The following is an 18,437-nucleotide window of genomic DNA, read 5'->3' as shown; positions in this document are numbered from 1 at the left end:
GGTTGCAGGTTGTTACTGGATGAACTTCTCCATGCTGGTGCGCTCGACATGTTTCTTGGCGTCGCGATGCAGGAGAATGACCTGCTCGGCTTCTGAAAGTCCGTTTTGCACGGCCTCGCGGAAGCTCTCCTCGACGTTGATGGCCGGCGCTGGCGCGCGTGGCTGCAGCACCGTCACCTTCTGGCGGATGCCGCGCAGCTTCTCCTCGCCGAGTGTCGTCCACTCGCCGCCGCAATAGCCGGCGAAGGCCTGGCTGGCGACGACCTCGCGGCCGTATTTCTTGGTCAGGATCTGCAGGCGTTGGACCTCGTTGACGGCCGAGCCGAAGGCGGAGAAGGTCAGGCGGTCCTTGAGGCCGACATTGCCGAACATGACGTTGCCGACATGCAGGCCGATGCCGTAGCCGACCCTGGTCAGGCCCTTCTGCTCGCGGTCCCTGTTGAGTTCGGCGACCCGTGCCTGCGCCTGATGGACGGCCGAAAGCGCCGCCTCGCAGGCAATTTTCGATGGGTCCTTGTGGCGTCCGCAAGGATAGACGGCGAGAAAGCCGTCGCCGAGGAAACTCAGGATCTCGCCGCCATTGCGGTTGAACGGGGCGGCGATCGCGTCGAAGAACTGGTTCAGCGTGTCGATATAGGCCTGCCGGCCTTCCTTTTCGGCATAGACGGTGGATTCGCGCATGTCGCCCATGACGAGGGCCGCGCGGATCGTTTCACCGTCGCCTCGGCGGATCTGGCCGTTCAACACCCGCTTGCCGGCGTCGCCGCCGAGATAGGTGGTCAGCATGTTGTTGGCGAGTTTGCCGAGCACCGCCATCTTGGCGGCGACCGCCAGATGGTTCTGCATCCTGAGCAGCGCGTCGATCATGTCGTCGGAAAAGCCGGTGTGATGGTCGGTCGACCAGGAGCCCATCATGCCCTGCACCGAGCCGTCGCCGAAGGGCTGCACGAAGGCGAGATAGTCGGTGATGCTGTCCTTGCGCAGGTCCTCGAAAATCGGGAACTCGTTCGGCCCATCCTGCACCAGCCGGCGGCGTATGTGCTGTAGATTGTTGTCGAGCAGGTAATAATAAGGGCTCTGCAGGAAGCGGTCCGGCTTCTGCCCGGCGGGCATGCGGAAGCCCTCGATGGTGACGCCGCTGGCGCGCCGCCAGGTGAAGCTGAGCGCATCATAGAGCGGATGCAGCATCGAAAAGGAAAGATGCACGCGCGCAAGCGGCAGGCCCGCGGCAGTGAGCCTTTCGCAGAAACCGCGCACGATGTTTTCAAGCTCGTCTCCGGCCAGCGAAGAGTTCGTCAGCCATTCAGCGACCCGGTCCAACAGGATGGAGGACACGCTGGATTCGATCGTGCTCATTCTCGGTATGATCCTCATAAAGGCACGCCATCCCCAAGAGCCACAAGTCCCCCGGCCGGCACATTTTTCATGCGCAGGTCACAAGGAAATCAGGATGTACGAGCGGTATTATTGTGTCAACGATCTGCCGAAAGCCCGGCAGCGGCGCCCCTCAGCTCCCCATAGCGGGATCGGATGGGTAGTCCTTTCGCGGTGGTTCAATATCAAAATTCAAATAGGGATGCTGCAAATGCGAAACAATGGGATCTGTATTTTTTTGTGCGCTGAAGTTGCAGCAAACGGCCGGGCCTGAGTCATTTCCGCCACACCCGGCTAAGGGTGTTGTCCTTGTTAGGAGATCGGCTGATGAGGGGCAGCCATCGGCGCGAACAGGACAGCAGCACCGCCAGCGTAAGAGGAAGATCGGCGCCCGGGTTTAATTTGCCTGGATCATGCATTAGATCAGCCTTCTCTTCCCCGTTTGAAAGATCCCGCCTTGGCCAGCTCCTCCTTCGATACGCTTTTGCAGAAGATCGAAACCCGCACGGCTCGCGCCGGCATCATCGGCCTCGGCTATGTTGGGCTGCCGCTGGCGATGGCGGTGGGGCGCAGCGGCTTTGCGGTCACCGGCTTCGACATCGACCCGGGCAAGATGGTGGCGCTCGATGCCCGCCGCTCCTATATCGACGCGGTGAGCGACGAGGCGCTGTCGGCCGAGATCGATGCCGGCCGCTTCAAGGCGACGACCGATTTTGCCGGCCTTGCCGAGTGCGACGTCGTCATCATCTGCGTGCCGACGCCGCTCACCAAACATCGCGATCCCGACCTTTCCTTCGTCGAGGCGACGTCGCGCTCGATCGCCGCGCATCTGCGCCCCGGTCAGCTCGTCGTGCTGGAATCGACCACCTATCCCGGCACGACCGACGATGTGGTGAAGGTCATTCTCGAAGGCACCGGGCTGAAATCCGGCTCGGACTTCTTCGTCGGCTTTTCGCCGGAGCGCGAGGATCCCGGCAACCAGCATTATCATACAGCCACGATTCCCAAGGTCGTCGCCGGCGACGGGCCCGAGGCGCTGGCGCTGATGAAGGCCTTCTATGGTGCGGCGGTATCATCGGTCGTTCCGGTCTCTTCGAATGCGACGGCCGAGGCCGTGAAGCTCACCGAAAACATCTTCCGCTCGGTCAATATCGCCCTCGTCAACGAGCTGAAGACCGTCTATGCGGCGATGGGCATAGACGTCTGGGAAGTGATCGACGCGGCCAAGACCAAGCCGTTCGGCTACATGCCCTTCTATCCCGGCCCCGGCCTTGGCGGTCATTGCATCCCGATCGATCCCTTCTACCTCACCTGGAAATCACGCGAATACGAGCTGCCGACCCGTTTCATCGAGCTCGCCGGCGAGATCAATTCGGCAATGCCGCGTTATGTCGTCGGCAAGCTTGCCGAAGCACTCGACATCCGCGCCGGCAAGGCGCTGAGCCGCAGCAAAGTGCTGGTGCTCGGGCTTGCCTATAAGAAGAACGTCGCCGATATCCGCGAGAGCCCGTCGCTGCGGCTGATCGAGATCATCGAGGAGCGTGGCGGACACGCAGATTACCATGATCCCTTCGTCGCCGAGATTCCGCCGACGCGCGAATACCAAGTGCTGAAAGGCCGCAAGTCGCTGACGCTGACCTCGGACGCCATTGCCAGCTACGATGCTGTGCTGGTCGCGACCGATCACGACAGGGTGGATTATGCGGCGCTCGCAAAAAATGCCTCACTGATCATCGACACGCGCAACGTCTTCAACCGGCTCGGCCTTTCGGCCGATCACGTCATCAAGGCATGACGGAAACGCCTAGCGGCTGCTGTGACCATCCGGCAAATGTTGGGCGTCAGCCCATCGGCCTACGAGGAGGACCTGTGAAGACCTCGGGCAAGTCGGGGCGGCGATTGCAATCGCCTGCATTCACGAACGGGCGGGCCACATCAATTCGGCTGGCGGCTACCTTCGGGACTTGACAGCGAAGCCGCGGCGAGGGGAGTTTTCGCTAGGGCCGATGCTTTTTACGCAGCTAAGGGCAAAGGGTGGAGCCGCCACCACCGGTGCTTGATACAGTTATATGTCTGAAAAAAAGGATCATCTGACAGAAACTATGAGAGTTTCCGGCTGGCAACTTTCCGTTTATGAGCGCTGATGGAACAGTGCGGTTTTGGGCAAGACCTCATCTCGCATGAAGTTGATGAAGCCATTCTGGTCTCGACCGACACTGTGCACGTAGACCTCGTCAAATCCGCAGCCCGCGCATTCAATGATGAGGTCGAGGAGGTGGCGACCTTCGGTTACCAAGGGAATTACGTCGTCAATGTCACCTGGTTTTACGTTCCGGGTCGCCTCGTCGAACTCCTTAGGCGTCCTGAGTTCAGCAAGCAGGTCCGGTTGCACCGTGGCGTTCCGCCATTGATCCCAAGCGGCGTGTCGAGCTTCGTCCACCGTCCGCGCCCATGATACCTGGAGCTGAAGTGCCAGAGGCTTGTCCTCGCCGCCTCCAGCGCGAAATGCTTCCACCAGCGGCTTCAGTTCCTCCCGCGGCTTTCGGACAGTCAGCAGCCCGTCAGCCCATGTGCCGAGCCAGCGAGCGGTCTCTAAGGTCAAAGCTGCTCCAAACAGCGCTGGAGGTTTTTCGGGGAGGGTCCAAAGCCTCGCGTCCTGCGCTCTTAAATCCGGTTGATCGCAGTTCAAAACGTCTCCCGTTAGCAGGCGTCTGATCATCTCGGCGCCAGCCTCTGTCCTGAGGTTTCGTTCCGCCTTCTCTGGCCATCCGCGGCCGACGGCCGTCTCATTCAACGCTTCGCCACTGCCCATGGCGATCCACCGCAAGCGATCCGGGAACATTTCGGACAGGGTTGCGATCAGGTGAGCCAGCACCACCGGATGATAGCGCCAGCTTCCCGGTATGGCGAGGCTCCCGAACGGGACTGTTGTTTTCACCATGGCTGCGCCGAGCCAGGCCCAGTTATTCCCGGAATTCCCCTGCCTCGCGCTCCACGGCGCAAGGTGATCCGAGGTCATCACAGCCTGAAATCCGGCCCCTTCCGCTGCCTGAACGTACTCCAGGAGCTGGCTAGGAGAGAATTGCTCGTGCGAAGCGTGGTAGCCGATCAGCATAGCTTGACCAAGAAAAAGCCCCCGCCATGCTAGCGCGGGCAGGTACACGATTACTTGTTCAGGTCCGTTGCCATCTGAAGATGATGCTCCAAAGCCGGCCGGGTTTTTGCCGCCCAAGCCTTCAGCTCGGCATTTTCACCCTCGTCGCCGTAACGCTTGAACAGATCGACCGCGTCCTCATGCACGTCTTCCTGGTCAGAATGATACTGCTTGGTGAAGTCATCGCCCTGAAGTTTCTTCAGATCGTCCAGCATTCCCTGATGAGAAGAGGACATGGCGGCGGGGATCGTCCCCTTCACCTTTCCGGATGTGACCATAGCCTTCAACTCGTCCGACGTCTTCTGGTGATCGGTCAGCATCTGCTGTGCAAATGGCTTGGTCTTGTCGTCCGACCGTTCCAGGGCGAGCTTGCTGGATTCAATCTCGAACATGTCGCTGCTGGCTGCCTCGAGGACGAAATCTTCGGTCTTCGGTGCGACACCCATCACGGAGTTGACGCCGGTTTTCTCGGCTGTGGACTGGGCGAAGGTAGCGGATCCGGCGGTTGCCATAAGGATAGATGCCAGAATGAGGGTTTTTTTCATGCAGGATACTCCTGTTGTCGATCGCCCCATAAACTTTCGCAACGCAATCGAGTTCCGAGAGAAGGAACAAATTTCATATCCCTATGTTTTTCAGCGCAAGCAGGGAGAGCAGTAATGGTAGCCAATGACATTTTGAATGAGGACGTTTCGGATTTCGCGACCCGGCTTGAGGGGATGACGAGCGATGAGGTTTTTGCTGCCATGAACTCGCTGGAAAAGCATAGCGAGGACGACATCAGGGATAGGGAGGAAACCCTTTCACGGATTACGCTCGTGGAAGAAGAGATCGAACGGCGCTTTCCTGGGCAAATGCTGACCCCTTACCGGGACTGGAAGAAAGAGCAGCCTCTGCTCTCCTGAGTTACCTCGGCAGATAACGATAAAACAGGCTACGGATCGCAAATGGACCAAGACCAGCTGTCAATATCTCGGACACCTCGGGGTCACTGCCGATTTCGATGCGGCGCTTGAGGTTCGGCGCGGGATCGATTTCCTGGGGCGTTATCTGCGCCAGGCTTCCTGCCGAACTTTCGTTCTTGGGATAAGCGGTGGCGTAGACGCGCTTGTCGCCGGTCTTCTCGCGCAAGCCGCAGTCTCGGAAGTTCGAGCGGATGGATACGATGCGCAGTTCATTGCAGTTCGACTGCCGTATGGTGTCCAGGCCGACGAGACCGACGCGCAAAAGTCGCTAGACGTCATTGGCCCGGATCGTGTCGTCACGGTCGATATACAGCCAGCGATGACGGCGACAAGGAAACCACCCGGACCGGTCGCTGCCGTTCCCGATAAAGTCTTTGCTTGAACCAGAGCGAGATCAGCCCGTCGCCGTCAAAGCGACGGGTTTATTTTTCTTCGGACGATCACGTTTGATGGGGCACTGTCGCGAGCACCTTGCCGGTCATCCGGCTTGCGGCCACCGCATAACCGCCGGCCGCGCCGTCGATGAAATGCATGTGATCGCGCGAGATTGGCGTCGGCACGAAGCAGGTCATCAGTGCCGAGGCCTGTCGATGCAGGCCATAGCGGGCAATGCCCTTGGCGCGTGCCGCTTCCAGCAGCGTCTCGATCCGTTTCAGATGTTCGGCGTCGACGTCGATCGTCATCTTCAGCCCGTCATCGAACTTGCGGAAATCGGAATTGCCGGCGACGTCGCGCTTGTAGCGGCGGGCGTCGAAGCGGCCGAGCGGAATGCCGAGCTTGTAGCACACGACCGTGATGGCGAGCTGCAGGAAGATGATGAGCTTCTGCCGCAATCGCCGGCCAGCCGGCGCGGTGGCCTTGGCTTCGCGGTTGATGCCGTGCAGCGAAAAGGCAAGGTTCGGACCATCCGCCGGCACGGGATGGCTGTCCCGGCTCTGCTCGGTGGTAATGGCGACGATGCCGTTGACGAGGTCGCGGAATTCCTGCCCCGGCCGGCCCTCGCCGGGAATCGCGATGATCGAGACGATCTCGCCGTGCCTGGCGTCGATCGGGCTCCAGCGGCAGGAAAGGCCGGTGAGATCCGGGCGCGTTCCCGGGGCCGCGCGATCGATACCGTACCGGCCGAGTTTCATCTGTCTTTCGGCCCAGCTGGTACCGCCGCCCCAGAACATCGCATAGGTGACATAAGGGCTTGCGGAGTAACGCGCGACGCGAACGTCGAGGCCCTCGGCACGGGTGTCGGCGACCGGCACGATGGCGATGCGCAGCGTCAGGCCCAGATCCTCCTCGACCCAGACCTGCACGGCGGCAAGGGCGTCGCGCGCTGCCTTTTCCAACGATCCCGGAAGCGCGATCAGCGCACCGTCGCCGCCGAAGACGAAGGGATAGTCGCCCTTGCCGACGGAATTCAACACCGCCGAAATGACGCTGGCGCCCGCCATGTTGACGTCCTTGTAACGGCCGGCGGCGATCGCCGGCGTCGAGCCGACGATGTCGGCCAGCGCCAGCACCCATCCGTCCGGCAGGGGCCGGTAGTTGGCGGCGTCGGTCACGCCCTCGAATTCGCTGAAGAGCGGCACTTCGGCAAAGAAATCTTCGTCGGTCACGGTTTTCATATCGTCCAGCTTAGCACAGACCCATGTCGCCACTGCAACGCCAATTCCCATTTACGGCGATCGACTTGGCAAGGTTTCATGTGTTAGAGCATTTCGTGCTTTTTCGGACCCCCGGAAATGCTCTATCTTTTTGTTTTTACGCAATTCCGGACGCAAAACCGCCCTCGCGCTTTTGCTGGAATTGCTCCAGGACCGCCGACGATTTCATGACGGATATAGATTAGATGAGCCGCCTCGACAGCTTCATTCGCCGGTTGACGGCCCAACGCGACATCTTGAACTCGATCATCGATCTGGTGGGGGAAACGCCAGGCCCGGTGCTGGAGTTCGGCCTCGGCAACGGCCGCACCTACGATCACCTGCGCGAGAACTTTCCCGGCAGGCGCATCGTCGCTTTCGACTGGGAAGTCCGTTCCTATTCGGCCTCGACACCAGCGGCGGAAGACATGGTGACCGGCAATATCCGCGAGTCCGGCCAGGCCTTCGTCGGCATCGGCGCGGCCCTTGCCCATGCCGATATCGGCACCGGCCATGACGAGATCGACGCGGTGACGCTGACCTGGCTGCCGCAGCTGATGGCCGGCGTGCTCGCCCATGACGGCATCGCCGTCAGCGGGCTACCCCTGCAGCATCCCGAGCTGATGGCGCTGCCGCTGCCAGACGGCATCAAGGAAGGCCGCTATTTCCTGTATCGCAGGACGTAGCATCAGCAATTGAAAGTGCGACAGCGCCGTGGCTCTCGAAAAGACGCGCGGCGCTGTCGTGTTTCGGTCACGCCACCAGACCCTTGGTCAGTTCCAGCGCCTGCCGTTCGAACAGTCGGCGATAGATACCGTTATTGAGCCTGATCAGTGCCTGGTGATCGCCTTCCTCGACGATCTTTCCCTTGTCGAAGACCAGCAGCCGGTCCAGCGCCCGCACCGTGGACAGCCGGTGGGCGATCACCAGCGTCGTGCGGCCGTTCATCAGGCGTTCCATGGCCTGCTGGATCTGCACCTCGCTCTCGCTGTCGAGGCTCGATGTCGCCTCGTCCAGGATCAGCACCGGCGCATCGGCCAGGAAGGCCCGGGCAATGGCGACACGCTGCCGCTCGCCGCCCGAGAGCTTGACGCCGCGTTCCCCCACCATCGTCTCATAGCCCTTGGGAAGGTCCATGATGAAGTCGTGGGCGCTCGCCTGTTTCGCAGCCTGCACGATCTCGCGCCGCGAGGCGTTCGGCCGACTATAGGCGATGTTTTCCGCCAGCGTGCGGTGGAACAGGATAGGCTCCTGTTGCACGATGGCGATCTGGCCGCGCAGGCTGGATTGCTTGACCGCCGCGATATCCTGTCCGTCGATGCGGATTTCGCCCGAATTGACGTCATAGAGGCGTTGGATGAGCTTGACGAAGGTCGTCTTGCCCGAGCCCGAATGCCCGACCAGGCCCACGCGCTCACCCGGCTTGATGGTGACCGAGAAATCCTCATAAAGCGGGTTGGGATGCGCGCCATACTGGAAGGTGATGCGATCGAAGACGATCTCGCCCTCGCCAATCTCGATCGGCGTGGCGTTCGGCTTGTCCTCGATGCCGAGCGGCATCTTGTCGAGCAGCACCAGTTCCTCCATGTCGTTGACGGCACGCTGCAGATTGCGGATGTCCTGGCCGACATTGCGCAGATAGCCTTGCAGGACGAAGAACATGGCCAGCACGAAGGTGATGTCGCCAGGCGTCGCCAGCCCCTGCCGCCACATGACCAGGCCCGTTCCCAGAATACCTGCCTGCATCGAAACCATCAGGAAACCCTGGATCGTGCCGCTCAAGGTGCCGCGCTTCCACGTCCGCCGCGTGCGGCTGTCCCATTTCGCCATCACGTGGCGCAGGCGCACCTCTTCGCGGCCTTCGGCGCCGAAGGCCTTGACCACCGAATTGCAGCTGATGGCATCCGCCAGTGCGCCGCCAAGTTTGGTGTCCCAGGCATTGGCAAGCCGTGCCGCCGGCGACACGAAGCCCATGGAAAGCGCCACCGTCACGCCGATATAGATGAGCGAGCCCGCGGCAACGATCAGGCCCATGATCGGCCAGTAGCTGCCGAGCACGATGCTGGCGCCCACCAGCATGACGATGGACGGCAGCAGGGCGATCAGCAGCAGGTCGTTGAGCTGGTCGAGCGCCCACATGCCGCGGGTGATCTTGCGCACCGTCGAACCGGCGAAGCTGTTGGCGTGCCAGTCGGTCGAGAACCGCTGCACCTTGTGGAAACCGTTATTCGTCACATCCGCCATGGTGCGCAGCGTCAGCCGGATGATGCCGTTGAAGATGAACCAGCGCAGCGCCACGCTGGTCAGGCCCAGTGCCACGACGACGACGAAGGCGCGCAGCGCCCTGTCAGCCGCATTGCCGCCGGCAATGGCATCGACGATCCGGCCGGAAAACACCGGCACCATGACTTCGGCCAGGGTGCTGGCAATGACCAGCACGATGATGATGCCCACCAAGACAGGCCGATGGCGCCAATGATGGAAAACAAAGCCGAGCACATGGCGATAGGCATCGGCGCGGAAATCGAGCTTCTTGCGAGTCATTTTAATCGCTCGGCGCCGTGTCGGCGACCGGTCCTCAAAATAGAGAGTTGGATGGCACAGCCCAAGCGGGAGACGAAATGATCCCGCCGGATCAATCGGGCTATGAATTAAGGGAAAACCGCATGTCGGGCGCGCTTAAGGCGGGCCGCGAATGGAAATGACCTAGTGTCGGGACATTCCGCACGGGAAGGTTTCGATGATCGCTGGTGTCATGCAACGCCTCCCTTATGTTCGAACTAAAGCGGTAAGCTTTTTGTACCGAAGCAATTCGCCATTGCCAAGCGGATATTTGCAACCTTACGGACAGTGATGCGGAAACGACACACCTTGTGAGCTTGCGACCGCTCAGGAGGCGCAGGAATAGGATGGGGCTGGGCGCGTGGCCAGTTTCGCCTCGAAGTCGGCCGCGATCTTGTCCAGCGTCACGCCGCCCAGCCGCTGGAGGAGCAGGGCCTGGGCCTCCTTCATCGCGTCGCCGAGGGCGACATTCACCGCCTGTTCCACCAGGCATTGCGGCTGGTCGTCGGCCGGGCCTATGGCGAAGAGATGCGGTTCGCCGATGGCGTTATAGACGTCGAGCAGGGTGATGTCGGACAAGGGACGCACCAGCGTCCAGCCGCCGCCATGGCCTTTTTCGGAGCGGACGTAGCCCTGTTCGCGAAGGCCGGCCATGGTGCGGCGGACGACAACGGGATTGGTGTTCAGCATTTTCGCGATCATGTCGGAGGTCGCCGAATGCTGGTGCTTATCCATGTGGATCAGCACGTGCAGCATGCGTGAAAGGCGGCTGTCATTGCGCATGGTTCTCTTCCTGTCGATCGGGCGGGTCATTATCGCAAGCTGATCGTAACAAGACAAGTAACATGAGGCTTGACGGCGCCGGATCATGTAACTTATGTTGATTCATGAGTTCAATATCCGAGGAGAATTCCATGTCGTTCGAAGCCATCATCATCGGCGGAAACTTCGCCGGCTTGTCGGCAGCCATGCAGCTGGTCCGGGCGCGGCGGCGGGTTCTGCTCGTCGATGCCGGCGCGCCGCGCAATCGTTTTTCTGAAGCCTCGCATGGCTTCTTGGGCCAGGACGGCCAGACGCCGGCGGCGATCATGCGGGAGGGAAAACGGCAGCTTTCGCTTTATCCGACCATCACCATCCGCGAGGGGAAAGTCGTCCGGGCGCAAAGCGATGGTGACGCCTTCACTATCGGCACCGAAGACGGCGGCGAGGAACGAGCCGCGCGCATCGTGCTCGCAACCGGCGTCAGCGACACGCTGCCCGAAATCCCCGGCCTCAAGGAGCGATGGGGCCGCTCCGCGCTGCACTGCCCCTATTGCCACGGTTTCGAGGTCGGCGGCGGCAAGCTCGGCGTTCTCGCGAACCATCCGCATTCGGCACATTCGGCCATGATGATCCCGGACTGGGGCGAAACGACCTTTTTCACCCAAGCGCTGTTCGAGCCCGATGAAGAGCAATTGGTGAAGTTGACGGCTCGTGATGTCCGGATCGAACGCAGCCCTATCGTGGAATTGTTGGGCGACAATTTGAAGCTTGAGGCCGTTCGCCTCGCCGATGGCCGCGTCGTGCCGCTCGATGCCGTGTTCGTCGCGCCGAAAACGACGATGGCGAGCCCGGTTGCCCAACAGCTCGGCTGCGCCTTCGACGACGGCCCGTTCGGGCCAATCATCCGGATCGCCGATAACAAGGAAACCACCGTCAGGGGTGTCTTTGCCGCCGGCGATGCGGTTAGCGCCATGCACAGTGCCACGCTGGCCTCCGCCTCGGGCGTTCTCGCCGGCGTGCACTGCCATCAATCGCTTGTCATGCAGTCTGTCGCATAAGGCGGAAACAGCACGTCAAGCGGATGAAAGCCACTGGCTATATTACCGCCAGTACTCCCCGGTGTCGTACTGACGCACGAAATCCACCCGCTTGCCGTTCCAGTGATAGCAGTAATGCCGCCCTTGGACCGGAATGGTTATGGCGTCCGGCCAGAAAATGCCGATACAACGTTGACCGGGCATTCGAACGCTATTCCACGAGCTGCACGAAGTTCGCGTCCCGCAATCTGGGAAGCGGTGTAATCGTCCGGATGCAGGGCGCCAGGCACCGCGTTGACGTCGTCTAGTCCTCCGTCCACGCTGCCTACCAGGACACGAAAGTCCGATGTCCACCTGGACGCTGAGGCATTGAGCTCATGAACTTCTGATGATGATGTATGGTTTCGGCGACAGCGACTTCTTCACTGTCGCCTGCGTAGTAGATACCATAGCTTCCGTCAGTGAAGCGTCCCGGCCGCCCCGTTGAGCAATGGACAAATGGGGCCATTACATAACTAGCGCCGGTGCCCGAAACGCGACGGTTCGCGGGCACCTTTCCAAGATCGCCCACCTCAAATCGAATGCGCGGATTCGGTTTCGCCTCGACGGCCATAAGGGCCCTCACTATTGACGCCGGGGCGAGACCACCGCTGCTGATCAAAATATGGTCGCGTCGGTCATGAAGTGGCCGAAACTCGAAGCAACCGCCAACGGCGTTACGGATGGCTGGCCGGGTACCCTTTGAGCAAGTTTGCGTGGAACGCCTGGCGACCAAATATCGCGTGCATTTCGCGATCAAAAACCTAGGGCGGGTCGCGCAAAAGTGTACTGGGACTTCGCGATTATGAAATGCGCAAAATCGATGACCTAAAGCGCGGCATGTGACTCTGAAAGATTGCGATCCACTTCAAGGTAGGAACAGCACGTTGTACTGATCGAAATCGCCCGGCAGATCGCGAACCTTCATCTCCACCTCGCGGTCCTCGAAGAGAACGAGGCAGTCCTCGTAGAAGCCGGACAGCATGGATATGAAGGCTTTCGTTCCTTCCGGGCCGTAGAACAGCGGCGTGAATTCCATGTAGAGCGGCACGCGGCGGGCAAGCAGCGGCTGCATCGACCGGCATGCGACTGGCTCGTAGCCCTCGATATCCATCCAGACGAGGCCGATTGCGGCCGGGTCGACCGAAAGTCCGGCAAGGATCTCGGAGACCGGCTTTACCGGCACGCTGATCTTCCTGTCGCTCGGGCTCTGGCGGATGGCGCTGCTCTTGCCGTGATTGTTGAGGTTGAGGAAAAAGTCGATCTCGCCTTCGTGCTCGCCGGCGGCACAATTGACGAGCCGGACCTTCTCCTCCAGCCGGTTCTGGCGGATGTTAAGTTGAAGCAGCGGGAAATTGCGTGGATCGGGCTCGATGCTGACGATCTTGATGTAGGTGTCGCTGAGGGCGAAATAGACGGTCTGGGTGCCGATATTGCCGCCGATCTCGAGCAGCGTCGCGTCTTTTCGCAAAAGGCCGCGCTCGCGCAGGATGACGATCAGCCGGTCGACGGCCTCGCGCTCGAAATGGCCCTTTCGGAAGACCTTGCGGCCGATATAGTCGGCGGGCGAGAAGGTCATCAGGTGATCGCCGGCGTCGACCGTCATCGAGACGACGCGCGGGCCGATATTCTCGATCAGCAGGCGGCGGCCGAAGCGGGTGTCGAAGAAGCGCGAAGCGGCCGCATTGCGTGCCTTGCGCAGCCGGCGGCTCCAGTATTTGGCGGTCAGCCAGGGCTTGCCGGGCATCAGGTTTTTCCTTCGAGCGGTTCGGCCGCTTTCTCTCTCGGGATGACGTAGACTTTCAAGGGCAGGGCCCGGCCGCGCACACTGATTTCACGGCTTTCGATGCCGGCGAGGTTAGCACCCGAAAGGTTCGCGACCGGTTCGGAGATGACGATCGCCGCCTCGAACTCCTTGGCAGCACTTTCCAACCGGCTCGCAACATTCACGGTGTCGCCGATCGCCGTCATGCTGCGCACCCGCCCATATCCCATCGTGCCGACGACGGCCGGGCCGGTGTGAATGCCGATCGCGATGCGCAGCGGCAGCGCCAGTTCGTCGGCCAGCTCGGCGGCGAGTTTCTCGATCTCGGCGACGATCGCTGCTGCCGCGTTGAGCGCCTGGCGGCAGGCTTCCTCCGGCGCGGTGTTGAGCCCGAAGAGCGCCATGGCGCCGTCGCCGATGAACTTGTCGAGCCGACCGCCCGACTGCTCCACCGCCTTGCCGATGATGGCGAAATAGCGGTTCAGCAGGAAGACGACGTCGAAGGGCAGGCGGGTTTCCGTCAGCGTGGTGAAATGGCGGATATCGACGAAGAGCACGGCGATCTCGCGCTCCCGCCCGGGACTCGTCTCCTGACTGTTGGCGGGAAGGGCCGCCTCGATCGCCGGCACGAGAAGCGGCGCGACGGCAACGTTGCCGTTCGGGCGAAGCTGGCAGGCGAGCCGGACATCCGGGCCGGCATTGATGCGCCTCAGTGTCGTCTGTTCCATCTTGTCGGGGGCAGGCAGGCTTTCGTAATCGCCAAGGATCTGCACGCGGCAGGTGGAGCACTGGCCCTTGCCGCCGCAGACGGCATAATGCGGCAGGCCGCCGAGCCGGCTTGCCTCCAGCACCGAGAAGCCGCGCGGCACACGGATCACCTCGCCGCCCGGATAATTCACGGCGACCTGGTCAAGCCGCTCCTTCAGCTTGCGCCGGGCGCGGGCGCCCACGACGATGAGCAGCGAGGCCGAGAAGGCGCCGTAGAGCCCGGCGCGGATCATGGCGACCTGACGGTGAACTTCCGGGTTCGAGGCGTAACGGGTGTTGACGCCCTCCTTGTATGCGCTGAGCGTCATTGACTGCTGGTAGGAAGGGTCGGCGAGCGTCCTGCCCATTTCGACGAAGCCGAGCAGCGAGAGCACCGGCACGAGGATGGCGAGCGCCAGCATCAGCGGTGCGAAGTCCGGGTACCAAGGGCGGTAGCGCAGCCAGAAATGGATGCCGATGCAGCCATGGATCCAGACGGCGACGACGGCGAGCGCCTGCCGCGCGCCGCTCGCCGGAGACCTGATCCACAGCGAACCGACGACCGTCTCGTAGTCGTCGATATAGCCATAGAACTCGTGGGCGATCCGCGTGCCGATGACATGATCAAGGAGAAGCAACGGGATCATCAGGCCGAGCACGATCTGCGCCATTTCCCCCTTCGGCATGACCAGGCTGCGGCGCATATAGATGGCGCGCAGCACCAGCGCGATATGGATGAGCACCGACGAATAGAAGATGGCGGTACCGAGGGGATTACGCCAGATCGCCAGAAAGAGGTGGGCGGCCTTATCGGCGGCGGCGACGGAAATCAGGCCAATCGCATGGTTCGACAAATGCAGCACGACGAAGATGAAAATGACGAGGCCGGAACCGAGCCTCGCCCTTCTGATCGTACGCTCCGAAAAAATCCCTGTGGCCGAGACCGTCGTCATTCATTCCCGTTCTTGTCGATGTAACCGCAGGCCCATAGAGATTGGGAAAGAGGCGGAATTGCTTCGATGGCGATCACATTCCATATGCTTATGCGCAAGTTTTCGGCAAAGGGACAATAGCGGAATTTTCCCGACAGGCGCGAAAGTTGTAAACAGTGTGTCTTACCTGAGGTGTCCCAATGCGGGTGGCTTTCTACGCGCCGATGAAATCGCCGAACCATCCGGTGCCGTCGGGCGACCGACTGATGGCGCGGCTGTTGATCCGGGCGCTGGAGCTCGGCGGACATCAGGTCGACGTCGCCTCCGAATTCCGCACCCATGTCTCGACACCGGAGGCGGCAGCCGCGCTCGAACCTGTAATCGGCGCCGAACTGGAGCGGTTGCGGCTGAGATGGAAATCCGGGCCGCGACCGGAACTCTGGTTCTGCTATCACCCCTATTATAAATCGCCCGATCCCCTCGGGCCGGCGATATCAGCCGAATTCGCTATTCCCTACGTCACCGCCGAAGCCTCTTATGCGGCAAAACGCGATCGAACCGGCTGGGCAGCATCACAGAAGCTGGTGGGCGAGGCGATCATGCGGGCGGCGGTCAATATCAGCTTCACCGAGCGTGACCAGGCCGGGCTTGCCGCCGCCTTTCCGCAGGCGCGCCTTGCCGGGCTGAAACCCTTCATCGACACGGCCCTGTTCGAGAAGGTGTCGCCGGCGCCCGATCCGCGCCGGCTGATGACGGTCGCGATGATGAGGGCCGGCGACAAGATGGACAGTTATGCGATGCTTGCAAAAGCGTTGCGGCTGATCGAAGACCGGCCCTGGACGCTGGCCGTCATCGGCGATGGTCCGATGCGCCAGGAGGTGCAGGCGCTGTTTGCCGACGTTCCTGGCCGGATCGAATGGCTGGGCGAGCGGACTGCCGTCGAGATCGCCGAACTGCTTGGACGCGGCGGCCTCTATGTCTGGCCCGGCTGCGGCGAGGCCTATGGTCTTGCCTACCTGGAAGCCCAGGCCGCCGGCCTGCCTGTCGTCGCGCAGCAAACGGCAGGCGTGCCAGCGGTGGTCGAGGCTGGCGTGACCGGCCTGCTGACGCCGGATGGCGATGTCGCCGCTTATGCCGCGGCCGTGGCTGGCCTGCTTGACGACAGGCAAAGACGTGACGCCATGGGGCAGGCGGCGCGGCGCTTCGTGCTCGGGCAACGCTCGCTTGCGACGGCGGCGCAGTTATTGAACGGAATTTTGCGCGACAGCGCGGCAACAGGAGTGACGTGATGACCGACGGCATAGTCTGGGACCCCCTGCGCCGCGAGCTTGACCGCTGGCAGGCCGCCGGCCGCGTGGCGCGGTTCTGGCTGCGCGATGACGACGCCGTCGAACCGACGCCGGCGCTGGAGACGTTGATGGCGCTCGCCGGTCAAAGCCAGGTTCCGCTGACGCTCGCCGTCATTCCGGGCCTGACCGGCGAGGCATTGGCCGCGCGCCTGGTGGAGGAACCAGCCGTCGCTGTCGCGGTGCATGGCTGGTCTCATGCGAACCATGCGGGGCCGGAGAGAAAGAAGCAGGAACTCGGCGGCGACCGGCCGGCAGATGTCGTGCTCGGCGAGTTGGGTGAAGGATTCCGGCTGCTGCAGCGGCTGCATCCGGCCCGCTTCCTGCCGGTACTGGTGCCGCCGTGGAACCGGATCGACGCGGCCCTCATCCCGGCGCTGCCCGGTCTCGGATTTGCAGCCCTTTCGGTCTACGGCCGGGCAAGGCAGCACGGCCCGATGCCGCTCCTCAACACCCATGTCGACATCATCGACTGGCATGGCACGCGCGGCGGACGAAGCGAGGCGGACCTTGTGGCCGAGCTGGTGGCGGAGCTTCGCGACCGGTTTGCCGGCAGCGACGAGCCTATCGGTGTGCTCACCCACCATCTGGTGCATGATACGGCCGCATGGGATTTCCTGTCGGCCCTGTTCGCGACGACCGGCCGGCATCCCGCCGTCCGCTGGTCGCCGGCGTCAGCGCTCCTCGAGACATAGAGCGCTGCGCGTCTTTTCAGACGCGCCAAGGACGCTCTATCACTTTGAATCCACGCATAATCCTTTCCGAAATCGATTCCGACGGGGTTATGCACTGGAACGGTCGCTAAAAGCGGCGGTCACGCGTGCACTCGCCCGAGGAACTTGCGTATGAGCGCGACGACCTCATCGAGATGCGTCTCGAGCAGCCAGTGGCCGCCGCCGAGCAGATGCAGTTCGGCATCCGGGAGATCGCGCAGATAGGCCCGCGCCGACTTTTCCGGCATGTAGTGGTCGTTCGGACCCCAGACGATCAAGGTCGGCGGCCGGTATTCGCTGAGGTATTTGCGGTGTTCCTGAAACCAGGCCCGGTTCTCCTTCAGTCCGGCGATCAGGTCTATGGCGATTTCCTTGCGCCGCGGCGTGATCAGCGACCAATGCAGCTTCCAGAGATCGGGCGGGATGGTATCGGCCAAAGCAGGCGGCAGATCGTTGAGGAACTCCTCCTTGAAAGTCTCCTCGCTGATCGCCTCCGCCAGCACCCTCCTCATCTCCGATCTCGGAAGCGTCCACGTCGCCTCGATATCGGCATATTTCGGTCCAAGGGCATCTTCATAGGGGATATCGCCATTCTGTATGATCAGCCCCGCAATGCGCCGAGGGCCTCTGATCGCCAGCCGGGCACCGATCGGCGAGCCGAAGTCGTGGAGGTAGAGGACGAACCGGTCGACATTCATCGCACTGACGAAGGCCTCCAGCCAGGCGGCGTATCCATCGAAGCTGTAGTCGAAATCATCAGGCGTGCCGCTGTAGCCCGCACCCGGGAAATCCGGTGCGATCAGGCGCCAACGGTCGGCAAGGCGCGGCATGAGATTGCGAAATTCATAGGACGAGCAGGGATATCCGTGCGGCAGCAACAAGACCGGCGCATCTTCCCGGCCGGCCTCGCGGTAAAAAGTCTCGACGCCTGCAACCGTCATCCAGCGATGTCGGACGAGAGTGGCCATCGGAAAACTCCTCGGAACCGTTCTTCACTTTCGGTCTTCGTCATACTGCTTGGCGCCTTCCACCGGTCGCAGCCACGGTTCGCGGCGTTTGACCCAGAGTTCGTAGCTCGGCACCAGAGGTGTCGGCGCCTCGGAGAGGATACCAAGCTTGATTTCCGCCTCCCGGTCATCGGCGGAAAACAGCCGCGAGCCGCAACCGGTGCAGAAATGCCGACCTTGGAACGCGCCGGTTTCCCCTGAATGTTCGAATTGGCCCGCGGGCCAGATCCCATAAAAGGTAAAGGCCGAACCGCTTTCTTGCCTGCAGTCCGTGCAATGACAGATTCCAACGCGCAAGGGTTCGCCCCGGACAGAAATACTCACCTGCCCGCAGAGACACTTTCCGGAAAGCACGGTCATGACGGATGCCTGTTGGTTGATTTTGCGTTGCCGGGAAAAC

Annotated in this window: 18 protein-coding genes and 2 pseudogenes; 8 read left to right on the top strand and 12 right to left on the bottom strand. The window is 61.7% G+C overall.

All coding sequences use genetic code 11. From position 1 onward, the window contains the following. Window positions 1-12: 12 nt before the first annotated feature. The gene (locus G9X64_RS29615; protein WP_171377962.1) at window positions 13-1,356 is read right to left on the bottom strand and encodes an adenylate/guanylate cyclase domain-containing protein; all 1,344 of its coding nucleotides are present in this window, start codon (window positions 1,354-1,356) and stop codon (window positions 13-15) included. A gap of 475 nt (window positions 1,357-1,831) precedes the next feature. Between G9X64_RS29615 and G9X64_RS29610 the strand changes: the two genes are divergently transcribed. Together G9X64_RS29610 and repC are read left to right on the top strand one after the other, a co-directional pair. Then, the gene (locus tag G9X64_RS29610; RefSeq protein ID WP_171377961.1) at window positions 1,832-3,169 is read left to right on the top strand and encodes a nucleotide sugar dehydrogenase; all 1,338 of its coding nucleotides are present in this window, start codon (window positions 1,832-1,834) and stop codon (window positions 3,167-3,169) included. After that, window positions 3,170-3,434, top strand: a pseudogene (repC, locus tag G9X64_RS29605) (replication initiation protein RepC); the annotation flags it as partial. It lies immediately after the preceding gene. 71 nt (window positions 3,435-3,505) lie between these two features. On the opposite strand, the gene G9X64_RS29600 reads toward repC, so the two are convergent. Both G9X64_RS29600 and G9X64_RS29595 read right to left on the bottom strand, forming a co-directional pair. Beyond that, window positions 3,506-4,489 (bottom strand): TIGR03885 family FMN-dependent LLM class oxidoreductase, encoded by a 984-nt coding sequence (locus G9X64_RS29600; protein WP_171377960.1) that lies wholly within the window; start codon window positions 4,487-4,489, stop codon window positions 3,506-3,508. 50 nt (window positions 4,490-4,539) lie between these two features. Beyond that, the gene (locus G9X64_RS29595) at window positions 4,540-5,073 is read right to left on the bottom strand and encodes a DUF4142 domain-containing protein (RefSeq protein ID WP_168315229.1); all 534 of its coding nucleotides are present in this window, start codon (window positions 5,071-5,073) and stop codon (window positions 4,540-4,542) included. A gap of 114 nt (window positions 5,074-5,187) precedes the next feature. Between G9X64_RS29595 and G9X64_RS29590 the strand changes: the two genes are divergently transcribed. Beyond that, complete coding sequence (locus tag G9X64_RS29590) at window positions 5,188-5,433, top strand: hypothetical protein (RefSeq protein WP_168315230.1); 246 nt, start codon at window positions 5,188-5,190, stop codon at window positions 5,431-5,433. A 1-nt stretch (window position 5,434) separates the two neighbouring features. Here the strand turns inward: G9X64_RS29590 and G9X64_RS37325 are convergent, their stop codons facing one another. Then, window positions 5,435-5,659, bottom strand: coding sequence for a hypothetical protein (locus tag G9X64_RS37325; protein ID WP_246271064.1), 225 nt, complete (start codon window positions 5,657-5,659; stop codon window positions 5,435-5,437). On the opposite strand from G9X64_RS37325, the gene G9X64_RS37175 reads away from it, so the two are divergent. After that, entirely contained in the window at window positions 5,558-5,875 is a 318-nt protein-coding gene (locus G9X64_RS37175; RefSeq protein WP_376766412.1) for an adenine nucleotide alpha hydrolase family protein, read from the top strand. The two genes, G9X64_RS37325 and G9X64_RS37175, sit on opposite strands and share 102 nt — an antisense overlap. 58 nt (window positions 5,876-5,933) lie before the next feature. Here the strand turns inward: G9X64_RS37175 and G9X64_RS29580 are convergent, their stop codons facing one another. Next, the gene (locus G9X64_RS29580; RefSeq protein WP_168315231.1) at window positions 5,934-7,160 is read right to left on the bottom strand and encodes a DUF3095 domain-containing protein; all 1,227 of its coding nucleotides are present in this window, start codon (window positions 7,158-7,160) and stop codon (window positions 5,934-5,936) included. 173 nt (window positions 7,161-7,333) lie between these two features. Between G9X64_RS29580 and G9X64_RS29575 the strand changes: the two genes are divergently transcribed. After that, window positions 7,334-7,813: a class I SAM-dependent methyltransferase gene (locus G9X64_RS29575; protein WP_168315232.1), complete on the top strand. Its 480-nt coding sequence runs from the start codon at window positions 7,334-7,336 to the stop codon at window positions 7,811-7,813. A gap of 67 nt (window positions 7,814-7,880) precedes the next feature. Here the strand turns inward: G9X64_RS29575 and G9X64_RS29570 are convergent, their stop codons facing one another. Beyond that, window positions 7,881-9,671, bottom strand: coding sequence for an ABC transporter ATP-binding protein (locus tag G9X64_RS29570; RefSeq protein ID WP_168315233.1), 1,791 nt, complete (start codon window positions 9,669-9,671; stop codon window positions 7,881-7,883). Between the two features lie 345 nt (window positions 9,672-10,016). Next, entirely contained in the window at window positions 10,017-10,472 is a 456-nt protein-coding gene (locus tag G9X64_RS29565) for an Rrf2 family transcriptional regulator (protein ID WP_168310369.1), read from the bottom strand. A gap of 131 nt (window positions 10,473-10,603) precedes the next feature. On the opposite strand from G9X64_RS29565, the gene G9X64_RS29560 reads away from it, so the two are divergent. Further along, window positions 10,604-11,509, top strand: a complete 906-nt coding sequence (locus G9X64_RS29560) for an NAD(P)/FAD-dependent oxidoreductase (protein WP_171377959.1) — start codon at window positions 10,604-10,606, stop codon at window positions 11,507-11,509. A gap of 42 nt (window positions 11,510-11,551) precedes the next feature. On the opposite strand, the pseudogene G9X64_RS29555 reads toward G9X64_RS29560, so the two are convergent. The 3 genes and pseudogenes from G9X64_RS29555 to G9X64_RS29545 form a co-directional block, all read right to left on the bottom strand. Then, window positions 11,552-12,101: pseudogene (locus G9X64_RS29555) on the bottom strand (RES family NAD+ phosphorylase). Between the two features lie 294 nt (window positions 12,102-12,395). Next, window positions 12,396-13,274, bottom strand: coding sequence for an FkbM family methyltransferase (locus G9X64_RS29550; protein WP_168315235.1), 879 nt, complete (start codon window positions 13,272-13,274; stop codon window positions 12,396-12,398). Further along, window positions 13,274-14,992: an adenylate/guanylate cyclase domain-containing protein gene (locus G9X64_RS29545; RefSeq protein WP_171377958.1), complete on the bottom strand. Its 1,719-nt coding sequence runs from the start codon at window positions 14,990-14,992 to the stop codon at window positions 13,274-13,276. Before G9X64_RS29545 ends, G9X64_RS29550 begins: the two co-directional genes overlap by 1 nt. Before the next feature lie 179 nt (window positions 14,993-15,171). Here G9X64_RS29545 and G9X64_RS29540 point away from each other — a divergent pair, with 179 nt between their 5' ends. Together G9X64_RS29540 and G9X64_RS29535 are read left to right on the top strand one after the other, a co-directional pair. Continuing rightward, entirely contained in the window at window positions 15,172-16,260 is a 1,089-nt protein-coding gene (locus G9X64_RS29540; RefSeq protein ID WP_171377957.1) for a glycosyltransferase family 4 protein, read from the top strand. Continuing rightward, window positions 16,260-17,012: a polysaccharide deacetylase family protein gene (locus G9X64_RS29535; RefSeq protein WP_171377956.1), complete on the top strand. Its 753-nt coding sequence runs from the start codon at window positions 16,260-16,262 to the stop codon at window positions 17,010-17,012. The genes G9X64_RS29540 and G9X64_RS29535 overlap by 1 nt, the downstream gene beginning before the upstream one ends. A 119-nt stretch (window positions 17,013-17,131) precedes the next feature. Here G9X64_RS29535 and G9X64_RS29530 read toward each other — a convergent pair whose 3' ends face one another. Together G9X64_RS29530 and G9X64_RS29525 are read right to left on the bottom strand one after the other, a co-directional pair. Next, complete coding sequence (locus G9X64_RS29530; protein ID WP_171377955.1) at window positions 17,132-17,998, bottom strand: alpha/beta fold hydrolase; 867 nt, start codon at window positions 17,996-17,998, stop codon at window positions 17,132-17,134. Window positions 17,999-18,022: 24 nt separating this feature from the next. Then, window positions 18,023-18,397: a GFA family protein gene (locus tag G9X64_RS29525; protein ID WP_168315240.1), complete on the bottom strand. Its 375-nt coding sequence runs from the start codon at window positions 18,395-18,397 to the stop codon at window positions 18,023-18,025. Between the last annotated feature and the right edge of the window lie 40 nt (window positions 18,398-18,437).

The organism is Rhizobium sophorae, from assembly GCF_013087515.1.
GTDB classification, from domain to species: Bacteria; Pseudomonadota; Alphaproteobacteria; order Rhizobiales; family Rhizobiaceae; genus Rhizobium; species Rhizobium sophorae.
Note: the sequence above shows the minus strand (reverse complement) of the source record. Positions and strands in the feature narration are given on the sequence as shown.

Bases quoted from the DNA above. Each gene is read 5' to 3' on its own strand.
- G9X64_RS29615 (WP_171377962.1), bottom strand. From the start codon at position 1,356: ATGAGCACGATCGAATCCAGCGTGTCCTCCATCCTGTTGGACCGGGTC.
- G9X64_RS29600 (WP_171377960.1), bottom strand. From the start codon at position 4,489: ATGCTGATCGGCTACCACGCTTCGCACGAGCAATTCTCTCCTAGCCAG.
- G9X64_RS29595 (WP_168315229.1), bottom strand. From the start codon at position 5,073: ATGAAAAAAACCCTCATTCTGGCATCTATCCTTATGGCAACCGCCGGA.
- G9X64_RS29590 (WP_168315230.1), top strand. From the start codon at position 5,188: ATGGTAGCCAATGACATTTTGAATGAGGACGTTTCGGATTTCGCGACC.
- G9X64_RS29580 (WP_168315231.1), bottom strand. From the start codon at position 7,160: ATGGGAATTGGCGTTGCAGTGGCGACATGGGTCTGTGCTAAGCTGGAC.
- G9X64_RS29575 (WP_168315232.1), top strand. From the start codon at position 7,334: ATGAGCCGCCTCGACAGCTTCATTCGCCGGTTGACGGCCCAACGCGAC.
- G9X64_RS29570 (WP_168315233.1), bottom strand. From the start codon at position 9,671: ATGACTCGCAAGAAGCTCGATTTCCGCGCCGATGCCTATCGCCATGTG.
- G9X64_RS29565 (WP_168310369.1), bottom strand. From the start codon at position 10,472: ATGCGCAATGACAGCCGCCTTTCACGCATGCTGCACGTGCTGATCCAC.
- G9X64_RS29560 (WP_171377959.1), top strand. From the start codon at position 10,604: ATGTCGTTCGAAGCCATCATCATCGGCGGAAACTTCGCCGGCTTGTCG.
- G9X64_RS29550 (WP_168315235.1), bottom strand. From the start codon at position 13,274: ATGCCCGGCAAGCCCTGGCTGACCGCCAAATACTGGAGCCGCCGGCTG.
- G9X64_RS29545 (WP_171377958.1), bottom strand. From the start codon at position 14,992: ATGACGACGGTCTCGGCCACAGGGATTTTTTCGGAGCGTACGATCAGA.
- G9X64_RS29540 (WP_171377957.1), top strand. From the start codon at position 15,172: ATGCGGGTGGCTTTCTACGCGCCGATGAAATCGCCGAACCATCCGGTG.
- G9X64_RS29535 (WP_171377956.1), top strand. From the start codon at position 16,260: ATGACCGACGGCATAGTCTGGGACCCCCTGCGCCGCGAGCTTGACCGC.
- G9X64_RS29530 (WP_171377955.1), bottom strand. From the start codon at position 17,998: ATGGCCACTCTCGTCCGACATCGCTGGATGACGGTTGCAGGCGTCGAG.
- G9X64_RS29525 (WP_168315240.1), bottom strand. From the start codon at position 18,397: ATGACCGTGCTTTCCGGAAAGTGTCTCTGCGGGCAGGTGAGTATTTCT.